Here is a 328-nt window from a genome sequence, read left to right on the forward strand (position 1 = left end):
CGCTCCCCATCACAGCTCATCTTACACCAAAGCAAGCATTTCACTCGCTTTGCGACTCGCTGCTTGGACGTGCAATTCCAGCTGCACGCTCCGTTAGCCTCCTGCGTCCCTCCATCATTCAAACAAATCTAACTAGTACAGGAATCTCAACCTGTTATCCATCGCTTACGCCTTGCGGCCTCAGCTTAGGTCCCGACTAACCCTGGGAGGACGAACCTTCCCCAGGAAACCTTAGTCATACGGTGGGTCAGATTCTCACTGACCTTGCGCTACTCATACCGGCATTCTCACTTCTAAGCGCTCCACCAGTCCTTACGGTCTAGCTTCA

1 rRNA gene is annotated in these 328 nt (G+C 52.7%); it reads right to left on the minus strand.

The window, feature by feature from the left end:
* Positions 1-328 (minus strand): 23S ribosomal RNA (locus LPAF129_RS11105); the annotation flags it as partial.

The sequence above is a fragment of the Ligilactobacillus pabuli genome (genome assembly GCF_022836475.1).
Lineage (GTDB): Bacteria > Bacillota > Bacilli > Lactobacillales > Lactobacillaceae > Ligilactobacillus > Ligilactobacillus pabuli.